This is a genomic window from Leptospiraceae bacterium (assembly GCA_015075105.1).
Lineage (GTDB): Bacteria > Spirochaetota > Leptospiria > Leptospirales > Leptospiraceae > JABWCC01.
The window spans coordinates 832,272-845,907 of the sequence record JABTUZ010000002.1 but is presented as its reverse complement, the minus strand read 5'-3'; the positions used below and the strand labels follow the sequence as shown (position 1 = coordinate 845,907).

Below are 13,636 nucleotides of genomic sequence, written 5' to 3'. Positions count from 1 at the left end.
AATTTTTTTTAGATTGGAAAAACTTATGGTTACGATTTATTCAAATGTATTTTTTCCTTGATATACCTATCTACCTTTTTCATGGTCTCTATAGATAGAGTTGTAAATTTCACTCCAGATTCAAAAAACAAATCGCTTTCTTGGGTTGTGCGACACCACATTACAAGCCCTTGACAAATAAAACGCAAAGACTCTCCCGGAAAAAAAACATTCAAACTAATCAAGGTATTTTTTTGTAATTGCTTTTCAGAGATCATTTTTATTCCAACTGTACTCAAATCGGTCATGGTAGCTTCATAACGTCCACCCTCTGTCCACATCGTAAAAGAAATCCTTTGATCTGTTTTTAGTCTGTGAGATTTTCGTATTTGTTTTTTATGGATTGTACTTGGTTTTTTTACTTGTATGATCGGATTGGCTTTCATAAGAACCTGTGAATCAAATCGAAAATTATAATTCCCCATTGTAAATTCAACTTGAATACTATCAGATGAATTAAACCTAAAAAAATCTTCTCCCATCTTGATCTGAATATATTGAGCTTCTAAATTTTCTAGAATACCTTGATATTTTAATCCTTCTTCATTATCTTCGATAGGCACAATTTGAACAGGTAGATTTTGTTTCAGTATTGACATTTCAATTATCCAGATCGCAAACTAAAAGAAAGTCTTCAAATACTTGGCTGATGATTAGCTTATTCTCAAAAGGAATCGCTGTGCTTGCAGCCGATATTTCTTTTCCTGAGTTTGCGTATATTTTTGTAAATTTTAAATCCTTGGAAATCTTGTAAACTTCAGAGGGAGAAAAGTTTTCTTTATTTTTTGCATGTTGTAAAAATTTCCATGTAGATGGGTGGGCTGCAACATATAGATTTCCGTTCTCATCCGGTTCGATATTATCCACTCCGCTTTGAATATGAATTTCTGAAATCATTTTTAAGTCATAACTTTTTTCAGTTTTAACTAATTGATATTTTAAAATTGTGCCGGACATAAAAACGGCTCGGTAAATTATTTCTTTCCCGTCTTCTACTCTATAATAAATTCCGTTTCCAAATGCAACGCCTTCTCCTAAATCATTCCATTTCTCGTTGTCAAAGAAAGCAATCTTCGATCTCTTTAATTTAAAAGCGTCATCAAAAAGATTCCTGAACTTGCCGCCGGTACCGTGATCATTAGATACAAAAATTCTTCCGTCAGGAAGTGCAATCAAATCATTCGGTGAAGTCAGACTTGGATCGCTATAGGTTTTTAAATGTTTTATTTTATCGCCGATAATTTCAAATACTTCGATCGTATTCTTCTTGTTTTCTTCCATTGCATGAGAGATTACATACAAGATTAACTTCCCGTCTTTCTCTACTAAACTGATTCCGTGAGGTCTGAATTTTTTTGGATAATTCCCTTCAATAGGGAGAGTTTTCCAATCTTTCGATTCCTTATTCAAATCAATGAAAAATATTTTTCCTGTTTCTTCAAAGTTTCTTCTATTGTGACTCGATATATATAGTTTTTTTGAAGGTCTGTGAATAATTATATCTTCAGGGCCGGGTGATCCATGAATTCTTTTGCACTCTTTTAAAGGTTTCTCTACAATTTGTGAAGAGCACCCCACAAATAAAATAATTACAAAAAGGCTAAAAAATTTTAGTATAAATTTTTGAAACATATATCCCCCAAAGTGGCAATTATCAAATCAAACACTTTCAAAGTAAATCTTTTTTAAAAAGGTGAAATTATTTTTTTACAAAATATTCTCAGTTTAAATATAAAATGAAAGTTTTTACTTTACAAGTGGCATTCATAATTGACCTTGAAAATAACATAGATAGTAAACAAATAAACTAAGGAAACTACATGAATTCTAATGAATCATCAAAAATAGGACTTTTTCAACCAACTGAAGCGCATAAAGAACTTAGAGAGAATATTTCAAAATTTGCTAAAAGAGAGTTAGACTCTCAAGCAAAAAGTTTTGATGAATCCGAAGGGTTTAACGTATCTGTTTTTCAGAGACTTGGATCTGAATTGGGGCTTTTTGGAATTACAATTCCCGAAAAAGACGGAGGACTTGGTTTAGATGCGGTAGCAGCAGTTATTATCCATGAAGAAATGTCAAAGTACGATCCCGGATTTACCTTATCGTATTTAGCGCATGAAGTTTTATTTGTAAATAATTTTTATTATAGCTCAAATGAAAAACAAAGAGCAAAATATTTAGACAAAGTTTTGTCCGGTGAATGGATTGCAGGAATGGGTATGACAGAGCCGGGAGCAGGTACTGACGTTCTCGGGATGTCAACTATGGCTGAAAAAAAAGGGAAGCATTATATTGTAAACGGTACAAAACAATTCATCACAAATGGGACTACAGGAAAAGTATTTTTAGTGTATTGCAAGCTATCTAAAACTTCCAGAAGAACTACTTCTTTTATTGTAGAGTCTTCTTTCAAAGGTTTTAAAGTAGGGAACAAAGAAGAGAAAATGGGAATGAGAGGATCTCCTACTTCTCAATTAATTTTTGAGGATATGGAAGTCCCCGAAGAAAATTTAGTCGGTGAAGAGAATGGTGCAATCGGGCACATGATGAGAAATTTGGAAATTGAAAGAGTCACTCTCGCTGCTCAGTCTCTCGGAATCGCAAAACGTAGCATAGATATTATGTGTGAATACTCTATTCGGCATAGAGAGGCTTTTGAAAAAAAGCTAATCGAATTCGGACAAGTTCAAAGACTCATAGCTGAGTCATACTCAGATTATTCTGCTGCAAGAGCACTCGTTTATCAAGTGGCATCAGAAATTCATCCTGAAAATAGAAATTCTCTTGGAGCTGCATCTGCGAAGTTAGTAGCTACTCAAATGGGAGAGAGGGTTTCTCGTAACGCTATCCAAGTTCTTGGCGGATATGGGTATTGCAGGGAATATCCTGTAGAGAGACTGCACAGAGACGCAATTCTTTTATCTATAGGTGGCGGTACAAATGAAGCTATGCAAAAAAATATAGCAAATGATTTGAAAGCAATTTATGGTGGGTAAATACTAAAAATTTTCAGAATTACTTAACTTCTATTCTGCCAAAGTCGTTCAATTCTACTTTCCAAATTTTACGGATTTGCTCTGCGTTTTGGATGGCTTTTTTAGAAGGTTTGCCTTTTACGAATTCATCAAAATAGTTTATCGAAAATATTTCATCCGGATTTTTTATATCAGACATATCCACCCGAGCTCTAAAAATTTCAAACTCATCCTGCATCTCTTCCGTACCTTTAATATAAAAAGGTTTACTGAAAACAACTACAAGTGAGTCTAAATTTCTTGATTTTCCGGATTGAAGCATCTGTAAAATTCTTATAGAGATTTGAGTTATTGTATTCTTGGCATAGTCTTCTTGGCTATAAAAAGTCAGAGCTGTTTTGTAACCGGAAACTACTTTTATCAAAATCTTAGAATTTTTTAGTCTTTCTGTTTCTGCACTTTTAAACTCCTCTCCCCAGACCTCTCTTGCAATCAAAACTAACGCAGATTCATCTGTAATAGTAGAGTTGGACAGGATTTTTTCGATTTTCTTTTCAGAATTAGGTTTGCAAAATAGAGAAATAGCAAGGATAAGAAAGAAAAAATTTTTCATAAAAGTAGAATTTTTGAAAGCCTCTGCCATAGCAAACAATTCTTTTATTTTCCTATTTTACAAAATACTTGAATTTTCAACCACCCAAAATTTTCTATATTCTATGAAGATACATCCTACAGCAATAATTGACCCGGGTGCAGAACTGCACGAGTCAGTCGAAATCGGTCCCTATACAGTTATAGAGAAAGACGTTAAAATCGGAGAAGGCAGTATTTTGGAAAGCTCTATCCGAATCTATTCTGGCACAAAAATCGGAAAATTTAACAGAATTTTTCACGGAGCTGCACTCGGTGGTATTCCGCAGGACACCAGCTTCAAACCCGAAACCAAGTCTTATTTGGAAATCGGGGACAATAATATTTTTCGTGAAAACTGCGTCTTTCATCGAGGCTCTAAAGAAGGAGCAATTACTAAAATAGGGGATTCAAACTTTTTTATGAATCAAGTTCATGTCGGTCACGATTGCCAATTTGCAGATGAAATCATTGTAGTCCCCGGAACTGTAGTTGGGGGTTACTCGCAAGTGATGAGAAAGGCATTTTTATCCGGTTTAGTTGCAGTTCATCAGTTTGTTCGTATTGGTGAATATGCAATGATTGCGGGATGTGCCAAACTCGTGAAAGATATACCTCCATACAGTACAGCCGATGGAAATCCTGCTTCGGTTATCGGACTAAATACTGTAGGGTTGAAAAGAGCTGGGTTTAAACCTGAAATCCGCGACGAAATAAAAAAAGTCTATAAGCTAATCTATCATTCAAAGTTGAACACTTCTCAAGCTTTAGCCGAAATCCAAAAGGCTGATTTTAAAAGTGCAGAAGCCAAAAGCATTGTGAAATTTTTTGAAGAAAGCGACAGAGGCGTTACTGCACACAGAGAAGTGGGTGGATGATTGAGGATTCTTGTTACAGGTGGCGCAGGTTATATCGGCAGTCATATCGTACATGAGCTGAATAAGAAAAACCACAAAATAATAGTTTTAGACAATCTTGAAAAAGGTACTCGCCAAAATTTATTTTCACAAAATGAATTTATTCTTGGAGATGTCGGTGACGACACATTACTAAAAAAAATTTTCTACAAAAATATAGACGCTGTTTTTCACTTCGCAGCATGGAAAGCGGCAGGTGAGTCTATGACTCACCCTGAAAAATATTCCTTAAATAATTTAAACAACACTCTAAAATTAATTACTACTATGGTAAAAAATGGCTGTAGGTATTTTATATTTTCTTCTTCTGCTGCAGTTTACGGAGCACCCAAATATCTTCCAATTGATGAGAACCATCCATTGCAGCCAGAAAATTATTACGGTTATACTAAACTATGTATAGAAGAAAACTTACAATGGTATGATAAACTAAAAAATTTACGTTATGCGGCATTGAGATATTTTAACGCAGCCGGTTACGATCCCGATGGCGCAATTCAAGGCTTAGAGCAAACTCCTGCAAATCTATTGCCTATTATCATGGAAACAGCTAATGGAATGAAAAAAGAATTTGAGATTTTTGGAGATGATTATAATACTATGGACGGAACTTGCATTCGAGATTATATTCATGTATCCGACTTAGCCCATGCTCATATTTTAAGTCTTGACTACATTTCACAAAATAACACTTCAATTACAGTAAACCTCGGCTCTGAAAGTGGATATTCAGTGAAAGAAATTTTATCTATGGCAGAAGAAATTACAGGAAAAAAAATTCCTCATAAAATTTCCGGAAGAAGAAAAGGAGACCCTGTGAAACTACTTGCATCTTCTAAAAAAGCAAAAGAGCTTTTAAATTGGAGTCCAGTTATGAGCGATTCAAAATCTCTACTTGAAACTATGTGGAAAATTTACAAAAATTATAGACAATAGTCTATTTTGTTTCTCCGGCGTTATCTGGAGGAGTTTTGTACAATTCTGATAATTTTTCTAAGCTCTCTTTGATTTCTGAATTTTGAACTATTTCTGCGAGTTTTGCAAATTTCTTTGATTTTGCTTTTCTTTTTTTAAATTCAGGAAAAACCGCCACAGGTCCTCCGGCATCTGTAAATTCTAATTGTTGCAATAAAAATTTTGCGGTTTCAGGATTAGCGTTAGAATCATTCACAATTTTCAAAATAGACTTGTAAGTTTTTTGAGGCGAAGAAGAAACAAAATATTTTTTCAATAACTCTTGGAATTCGCCTTGGGCTATCGGATCACTTTCTGCTTGGAGAATGAGCGAATTTCTTAAAATTTCTAATTGCAACTTAGACTCTTCATCTTTTTCCATCGAATCTGCAATCGTTCCACCTTCGATAGCAGGTAGGTCAGAGAACCCCAACTCTAAATAGATCGCCTTTCTTACCTGTGCATCTTGGTTTTTGAAAGCAGAAATTAGTATAGAGATTCCTCTAAAACCAAATTTTGGAATGACTTTTTTTCCCTTGGAATCTGTATAAGCTAAGGCAGGCTCTAATTCATCAAACTTCACATTTGTAAAATACTCAGAGTTGCCTTTTTTTAGTGCAGTTCTAAGAGTCTTAGCAGCAGCTTTTAATTCTTCAGGAGTTTTTTCCGGTGGCGGGGGAGGTGGAGTGACTTGCTGTTGTGGCTGCTGAACTTCTTCAGTAGTGGAGCAATTGAACTGAAATAAAGAAAAACTAATAACTAATATAAAAAGGATTTTATTCATTTTAACCTTTCTTTCGGATTTTAAAGACTATATAGTAGCTTTAACAATGAAACAGGCAGAGTCAAGATATTTTTAATATACTCTGACAAGAACCCTATAATTAGTTTTTCACGTTTCTGGAAAATGGCGATTTGTCAGTATTTTAAAGTACCTTTTTAGAGAAGATCTTCTACAAAAGGGCATTTTATAGACATAAAATTGATTGTGAACTTTTCAGAATTCACCGAAACTGAATCATAGGGCTTTTTAAAAAAATTAAAAGGTTTTCAATAATGAGACATAATATTATTGACATTTCACAGCTATTCCTCAATAAAAGGATTAGGATTTATGTATTTGCGATTAGTCTTGCAGTTTTCGTCTTCCTATTTAGTTTATTTTTTTCGGAAGGACAGAAAATTCCAACTTTAGCAAATAAGTTGATAGTAATGGGGCACAATAAGCTAAGTTCTCAAGAAATCATAAATTTTTTAGGAATTCAGCCTGGAGTATCATTTAAAAATTATGATATTAATAATTTAGAAAAAATATTAAAGGGACATCCAAGAATTAAATCAGTGAGCATCACTCGTAAATCTAAAGACCAGTTGCTGATTTCCATTGTTGAAAGAAGAGCTAAATTTATCATTCGCACAAAAGATCATCTTCATGAAATAGACGATGAATTCAATGTAATGTCAACAAACGATATTCGAGAATTTTCTATTCCTGTTATTTCCGGTGATATTTCTTTTCAAGACGATAAAATTAAAAATTCTGTAATCAGTGAATTTATTACTACCATATCCGATTCTTTTGAAGCCTACCCTTCTATTCATGATCGCACTTCTGAAATTTTAAAAAACAAAGACGGAGAAATATTTTTTTATATTCATTATCCTAAACCCATAAAAGTACAAATCGGTACTACCCTTGATCGAAAGCAAATCAGAAAACTTTATGCTTCGTTAGCGTATTTTGAAAATCAAAACAAGGAAGTTAATTTTCTTGATCTTCGTGGAGAGGATGCGGTTTACCATTAGACTATGAACGATTTATCAAATTCCATTGTAGCTTTAGATCTTGGTTCTTCACTGACAAAAGTTGTAGTGGGTAGAGCTTTGGGTAATGAAGAAATTGAAATCATAGGAGTCGGAACATCTCCTTCAACAGGTATTAAGAATGGTGGAATTATCAATATCGACACTACAATAAAATCCATTGTAGATGCGATAGGCGACGCCGAGTTAATGAGTGGACAAGAAATCAACCAAGTAATCGTAAATGTTACCGGAAGAACAATTCGAGCAGACAACTCAAAAGGGGTTGTGGCTATTACAAACAAAGAAAGAACTGTCTCCGAACAAGACGTTATTCGTGTTATTGATGCAGCCCAAGCTATTAGAATTCCGGCAGACCAGCAGATTCTTCACGTTCTTTCAAAAGAGTTTGCAGTGGATGATCAGACAAACATCAAAGACCCGATTGGAATGACAGGAGTCAGACTCGAAGCCGAAGTACACATTGTTACTATTGGAAACACTACTATCCACAATTTGAATCGCTGTTTAGAGTCTGCAGGTCTATCTGAAATGGATCGAGTTTTGTCAAGCCTTGCTTCATCTGAAACAGTTTTAACATCTGGAGAAAAAGATCTTGGAACTGCGGTAATAGATATTGGAGCTGGGATTTGTGATCTGATAATTTATATTGACGGAGGAGTTACGTTTTCTTCCATTATCCCGCTTGGTGGTTACCATATTACAAGCGATGTTTCGATTGGATTGAAAACACCGATTGATGCAGCAGAAATAATTAAGAAAAGATTTGGACACACACTTGCAGACGAAATGGATCCTACTGAAAAAATAGATATACCTGCAATCAGTGGAAGGCCGGCTCGAACTATCCTTAGACAAGATTTGGTAAGAATTATTGAGCCAAGGATGAAAGAAATTTTAGAGCTCATCGATGCAGAAATTGTTCGTTCAGGAAAAAAATCATCGCTTGCAGGAGGGGTTATTCTGACCGGAGGGGGAAGTCTTTTGCCTGGAATAGAGCAATTGGCAGAGGACGTTTTTGGATTGTCTGTGGGAAGGGCAAGACCCGCAGCTTTGTCCGGGTTAACCGAAAAAGTATCTACCCCAGAATTTTCTACCGCAATAGGATTAATAAAATACGCATCAAGGTTAGTAAATACAGAAGAGAATATTTCCACTGGGTACACAGAGAAGGGAAGTTGGACAAAAAAAATCCGTAGATGGATGGAAAATAATTTATAGAGGGAATCAGATGTTATATTTAGAAGAAGAGAAAACAAGCCCCGCAGTAATCAAAGTGGTAGGTGTAGGTGGCGGTGGAATGAATGCAGTCAGTAGAATGGCAAACTCCAATTTAAAAGGAGTAGAATTTTTAGTAATCAACACAGACGAACAAGTATTAAAAAAATCTATTGTTGAAAATAAAGTTCAAATTGGCAGCAAAGTCACTCGCGGGATGGGAGCAGGCGGGGATCCTGAATTGGGCAGTAAGTCCGCAGCAGAAGACAAAGACAAAATTGTTCAAGCTCTAAAAGGAGCTGATATGATTTTTGTTACTGCCGGAATGGGTGGAGGCACAGGAACTGGTGCAGCTCCCGTCATTGCAGAAATTGCAAAAGAGTTGAAATGCCTTGTTGTAGGTGTAGTTACTATGCCTTTTACATTTGAAGGGAAAAGAAGAGCTGAGCTTGCGAACTCTGGATTGAATGCCTTACGTGCAAATGTGGACACACTGATTACAATTCGCAACGATTCTATATTTAAAGTAGTAGATAAAAATAGCCCGATTGATTTAGCTTTTCGAGTTATAGACGATATTTTGCTCAATGCAGTAAAAGGCTTGAGTGACATTATCAATCACCCGGGAATTATCAATGTAGATTTTGCTGATGTGAAAACTATAATGAAAGATACGGGTGATGCAATCATGGGAGTAGGAGAAGGAATAGGTGAAAATCGTGTCAGCGAAGCTGTAGAGCACGCAATCAATAACGCATTATTGGAAGACAGCTCTATCAATGGTGCAAGCTCATTACTCATCAATGTAAGTGGCGGAAATGATTTGACTATCCATGATTGGAACGAAGTATCACAAATCATTACATCTCAAGTAGATCAAAATGCAAATATAATCATTGGATTAAATGAAGATATTTCTTTAAATCAAAAAATTCGGGTTACAGTAATTGCAACCGGATTCAATAAGAAAATTAAACCAATAAAGAAAGATGATTTAGAAATCCAAAAATCAGTGCAAGCCAAAGTAGTAGGCTTGAATGACTCTGACTTGGTTGACTCATCGAGAAGTATTAAGTCCTCTCCAAGAATTAGTACCGGTTACACTGAGGATTATGATATTCCGGCTTATTTAAGAAGAAAAGCAGATTAACTTTTTTTTAAGCCTCTTCGATATAGTAAACCGTAAGCTCTGACTCTCTTCCACGAATATTCACTTTTTCGCCGGACGTAATTTTTATGTCATTTTTCACAAGTTGGTAAGTATTTTCGCTGATTAAAACTTTATCCGGATCACAAAGTTTTTCTAACCTACTTGCTACATTTACAGAGTCCCCTATCAAAGTGTTGTCTTTTCTTCTTGAGTTGCCAACATTTCCACGTATCGCTTTTCCTGAATTGATCCCTGCTCGTAAATGTAGAGTCTCTTCTTTTAAATTAATTCTGGATTCATTGATTTCACCGACTGCTTTTTGAATTTCTAATGCCGCCTTGCAAGCATTCAAAGGATTGTCAAATACGGAAAAAATAGCGTCTCCGATAAATTTATCCACGTCGCCTGAATTCCGATCAATAATTTCCATCGCTACAGAAAAAATATCGTGCAAGGCAAGTATGACTCTTTCAGGGCTATGCTTTTCTGCAAAAGAAGTAAAATCTTTAATATCTAAAAATAAAAAAGTCAACTCCATTACTGCATTAGGAATATCCAATTCATTTGTTTCCATAAAAAGTATAGCTCTTTCCCAGATGGCTTTTGGAGTATACTGTTGTATAATTCTACTCAATATTTCAGATTGTTTTGTAATTAAACCTAGAGAATGATTTTTTTCTAGGATTTCATTTTGTAATAAAAGAATTGCATTTTGATTTAGCTCGCTATTTATAATTATTTTACCGATATGAAACAACACAATTTCTTTGCTTGTTGGATCTTGAACTCGCTTTACCTTCCACTCTACCTGAACACTTTCTTTCTGTCCTTGTACTTGTGAAGAAAAATCAATCTCATTTTTTTTTCCGGTTAGAATAGGATCGTAAACAGAAGATATGAAAGACAAGTCAATTGGTTTAGAAAAAACATTGTTGAATAGATTGAGCTTTACATTATGCTCTTCAGAAAGATTGAAAAGTTCTGCAAAAAATGGATTGAAACTAATGACTGTAAAATTCAAATCTACTTCGAGTAGAATTAGCTCTGATTTATCTACTAAGAATTGAACTTGCTCTTGATTTAAATAATTCATTTATTGCTATTTAGAAAGTCGTCTATTTTGGGTTGAAATTGTAGTAAAAGTTTCTCGTATATTGGTTTTTTGAAATATACAATTTTTTCAAGGCATTTCTGAAAAGGCATAAAACATACACAAAGAAATTCTCTTTCAAATAATTCCAAATTACATTCAGAGATTTTTCCATCCCAAAAAATCAAATACCATTTTTGAATTTGACCACTATATTTTTTAAGGGAAGCGTGTAGAGTGAGTTCTTTAGGAAAATCGTAGCTTATCCAATCTGGATATTCAAAAATAATTTTTCCGTTTTCAATTCCAACTTCTTCGTAAAGTTCTCGTATTGCTGCTTCTTCAGGTTTTTCAGACTCATCAATACCACCTTGTGGAAATTGCCAAGAATTTTTGAATTGAATTCTTTCTCCTGCCAACACTTCTCCCTTGGAATTGAAAACGACCATACCCACATTTTTTCTATAGAGCTTCATCTTAATCTAATTCTTTCTTTTCAAAAAGTACTGATAGAAATACCCAAACAATGAAAATCCAAACTGACACTTGAATCATGGAATAGTAGCCAAGGTAGTGAGTCTGAGTAACTGATTTTGCAACGTGTGTGCTGGCTTGGAAAAAAACAGTTCCAAACTGAGGTAAAACCCAATACAAAATTTCTAAGATTGCTTTTTTAGTAGGTGCAAGCTCAAGCGATTGACTAATGGATGAATCATAAATAGGGATATTGATAAGTGTAGTAATGACCACGAGTGCAAGAGACAAAAATATTCCTGCAATTTTATTCACTTGGATTGTAAGAAACATCACGATGCTAATCAAAAGCACAAAATCTAAAAGCATTATGAATAGGCTTAGCCAGAGATTTATTTCAAACTTCCCTGACTTTGCAATAGTTAATACATTTTGAATGATAAGAAAAATTACTGCATTGCACAACACTAAAAAAAATACTCCGAAAAATTTTCCAAGAAGATACGTTAGTCGAGATACAGGCTTAGATAAAACCATTATATAATTTTTGTTTTCAAGTTCATCAGAAATAAGACCAGCAGTCATTAGTCCTGAAATCGCCATACTCCAAAAAGAAATTAGTATAAAGACTATGTAAGAACCGATAGAAGAAACATTCTTTTCCTCTCCATTGGAGTTTACTTTTATCGACGAAGGTTCGCAAAGAAAATTCAATAGCAAAAAAATTCCTGAAGTAAATATTATCACTAATACAAATTTTTTTCTAAGCGCTTCTTTAAGAGTTAAAACTGAGATCGTAAAAATCCCTCTAATAGAAATCGAAAAATTATTCAGCATTTTTTTTCTCTCCTGTTAAACGAATAAATATTTCTTCTAAATTTTCGCTTAATTTTTCGTATCTCAAAATATTCCCGCCTTTTTCTACGATAGACTTAGGAATTGAAATAATTTCTAATTCAGGCTTTGGAATAAACCGATAAAAATTTTTCTCTATGGTAATTTCTGTTGATATTTCTTTTAAATAATTTTCTACGGAAGGCTTTTCTTCTTCCAAAACAAGCTCGATTTGATTTTTATTTGTTGTCAAATCGGTAACAGAGCCACTCGCTACTAATTTTCCAAAATTGAGAATTGCCACCCTATCACAGAATTTTTCAATTTCAGACAACCTGTGAGTGTTGATGAATACAGTTACATTTCTTTCGATTTTTTCTGATTGAATCAATTCTCTCATTTCTTTCATACCAATCGGGTCCAGACCACTGCCCGGCTCATCCAATAAAAGCAATTCCGGTTCGTGCAAAAGTGCTTGTGCAAAACCAAGCCTTTGCATCATTCCTTTTGAAAAAGTTCCAACCTTTATATTTTTTTTATCGCTTAGCCCTACTTTTTCCAACATAGTATTTGAACGAGATTCAATTGTTTTAGGATCCATTTCATACAAATTACCACAAAGCCTTAAAAATTCTATTGCAGATAGAAATGGATGAATGCTTACTTTTTCTGGAAGATAACCAATTCTTTTTTTTAGTTTTACTGAAATTTCTTCACCAAAAATTCGAATAGTTCCAAAGTCGGGTTTTGTAAAACCAAGAATAGATTTGATTAGAGTAGTTTTGCCGGCTCCATTCGGACCTAAAAACCCAAAAATTTCTCTTTGTGGAATTTTTAGGTCTATCCCTTTCAAAGCAGCTACATTTTCATAATTTTTTTTAATATCTTTAGTTTCTATTGCAAATTGAGTCATATCCAGTTCCTATTACAAATTTATAAAAATAGTCTATTTTTAATAGTGAAAAAATTTTTAATTTTTAGAACATGTCTAAATAGTATGAAGATGATCATTGTAAGGCATGGAGAGGCAGAAAAAGATTCTCCAACCGGTCGCGATAAAGATAGAGTTTTAACTGAAAAAGGAGTCCATGATATAAAAAAGATGGCTGAATTTATCAAGAAAACTCCCTTAAAAATAAATTATATTTTTTATAGCCCATACAAAAGAACAGAAATGACCGCAGAGATTTTTGCAAATGAATTTGGGGTTACACAAATCCAACCAAGTGATAAATTACTCCCTTCAGAGGATTATGGGGAAATTTGTAATGACTTAAATCATTTTTCAAATTCCGATACAGTGCTTATTGTAGGGCATAGCCCGGACGTTAGTTACTTCTGTTCAAAATTAATCGGTACTGGTAGCTGCTCTTCTTCTTGTTTTCCAGCTTTTGCATTTAGCCCGGGTACTTCAGTCGCTATGAACATAGCAAAAGAAAATTTTATCAAAGGGCAAATTATCTGGATTCTTTCTCCGGACTATATTCTAAACGAGCCGACGAATTCATTTTAAAATAAGTTCATGATT

15 protein-coding genes are annotated in these 13,636 nt (G+C 34.3%); 7 read left to right on the top strand and 8 right to left on the bottom strand.

Translation table 11 applies throughout. The annotated features are described in order from the left end of the window. Nucleotides 1-29 precede the first annotated feature (29 nt). Both HS129_13830 and HS129_13825 read right to left on the bottom strand, forming a co-directional pair. A complete protein-coding gene (locus HS129_13830) occupies nt 30-638 on the bottom strand; it encodes a PilZ domain-containing protein (GenBank protein ID MBE7413114.1) in 609 nt (202 codons plus the stop codon). 1 nt (nt 639) lies between these two features. Beyond that, entirely contained in the window at nt 640-1,671 is a 1,032-nt protein-coding gene (locus HS129_13825; protein MBE7413113.1) for an arylesterase, read from the bottom strand. 188 nt (nt 1,672-1,859) lie between these two features. Here HS129_13825 and HS129_13820 point away from each other — a divergent pair, with 188 nt between their 5' ends. After that, nucleotides 1,860-3,038: an acyl-CoA dehydrogenase family protein gene (locus HS129_13820; protein ID MBE7413112.1), complete on the top strand. Its 1,179-nt coding sequence runs from the start codon at nt 1,860-1,862 to the stop codon at nt 3,036-3,038. A gap of 19 nt (nt 3,039-3,057) precedes the next feature. Here the strand turns inward: HS129_13820 and HS129_13815 are convergent, their stop codons facing one another. Further along, complete coding sequence (locus HS129_13815) at nt 3,058-3,669, bottom strand: hypothetical protein (protein MBE7413111.1); 612 nt, start codon at nt 3,667-3,669, stop codon at nt 3,058-3,060. A gap of 64 nt (nt 3,670-3,733) precedes the next feature. Between HS129_13815 and lpxA the strand changes: the two genes are divergently transcribed. Together lpxA and galE are read left to right on the top strand one after the other, a co-directional pair. Further along, nucleotides 3,734-4,525, top strand: coding sequence for an acyl-ACP--UDP-N-acetylglucosamine O-acyltransferase (gene lpxA, locus HS129_13810; GenBank protein ID MBE7413110.1), 792 nt, complete (start codon nt 3,734-3,736; stop codon nt 4,523-4,525). Further along, the gene (gene galE / locus HS129_13805; protein ID MBE7413109.1) at nt 4,526-5,500 is read left to right on the top strand and encodes a UDP-glucose 4-epimerase GalE; all 975 of its coding nucleotides are present in this window, start codon (nt 4,526-4,528) and stop codon (nt 5,498-5,500) included. 1 nt (nt 5,501) lies between these two features. Here galE and HS129_13800 read toward each other — a convergent pair whose 3' ends face one another. Continuing rightward, a complete protein-coding gene (locus HS129_13800; GenBank protein MBE7413108.1) occupies nt 5,502-6,302 on the bottom strand; it encodes a hypothetical protein in 801 nt (266 codons plus the stop codon). A 272-nt stretch (nt 6,303-6,574) separates the two neighbouring features. Between HS129_13800 and HS129_13795 the strand changes: the two genes are divergently transcribed. The 3 genes from HS129_13795 to ftsZ are packed head-to-tail and all read left to right on the top strand — an operon-like array spanning nt 6,575 to nt 9,710. Next, entirely contained in the window at nt 6,575-7,324 is a 750-nt protein-coding gene (locus HS129_13795) for an FtsQ-type POTRA domain-containing protein (GenBank protein MBE7413107.1), read from the top strand. 3 nt (nt 7,325-7,327) lie between these two features. Then, entirely contained in the window at nt 7,328-8,563 is a 1,236-nt protein-coding gene (ftsA, locus tag HS129_13790; GenBank protein ID MBE7413106.1) for a cell division protein FtsA, read from the top strand. 10 nt (nt 8,564-8,573) lie between these two features. Next, nucleotides 8,574-9,710, top strand: a complete 1,137-nt coding sequence (gene ftsZ, locus HS129_13785; GenBank protein ID MBE7413105.1) for a cell division protein FtsZ — start codon at nt 8,574-8,576, stop codon at nt 9,708-9,710. Nucleotides 9,711-9,717: 7 nt separating this feature from the next. Here ftsZ and HS129_13780 read toward each other — a convergent pair whose 3' ends face one another. Genes HS129_13780 through HS129_13765 form a run of 4 tightly spaced genes read right to left on the bottom strand, consistent with a single transcriptional unit; the run spans nt 9,718 to nt 13,021 of the window. Beyond that, the gene (locus HS129_13780) at nt 9,718-10,803 is read right to left on the bottom strand and encodes an adenylate/guanylate cyclase domain-containing protein (protein MBE7413104.1); all 1,086 of its coding nucleotides are present in this window, start codon (nt 10,801-10,803) and stop codon (nt 9,718-9,720) included. After that, complete coding sequence (locus tag HS129_13775) at nt 10,800-11,276, bottom strand: RNA pyrophosphohydrolase (protein ID MBE7413103.1); 477 nt, start codon at nt 11,274-11,276, stop codon at nt 10,800-10,802. The genes HS129_13780 and HS129_13775 overlap by 4 nt, the downstream gene beginning before the upstream one ends. Before the next feature lies 1 nt (nt 11,277). Continuing rightward, nucleotides 11,278-12,111 (bottom strand): ABC transporter permease, encoded by an 834-nt coding sequence (locus tag HS129_13770; GenBank protein MBE7413102.1) that lies wholly within the window; start codon nt 12,109-12,111, stop codon nt 11,278-11,280. Continuing rightward, complete coding sequence (locus tag HS129_13765; GenBank protein ID MBE7413101.1) at nt 12,101-13,021, bottom strand: ABC transporter ATP-binding protein; 921 nt, start codon at nt 13,019-13,021, stop codon at nt 12,101-12,103. The genes HS129_13770 and HS129_13765 overlap by 11 nt, the downstream gene beginning before the upstream one ends. An 84-nt stretch (nt 13,022-13,105) precedes the next feature. On the opposite strand from HS129_13765, the gene sixA reads away from it, so the two are divergent. Then, the gene (gene sixA, locus HS129_13760) at nt 13,106-13,621 is read left to right on the top strand and encodes a phosphohistidine phosphatase SixA (GenBank protein MBE7413100.1); all 516 of its coding nucleotides are present in this window, start codon (nt 13,106-13,108) and stop codon (nt 13,619-13,621) included. The last annotated feature ends 15 nt before the right edge of the window (nt 13,622-13,636 follow it).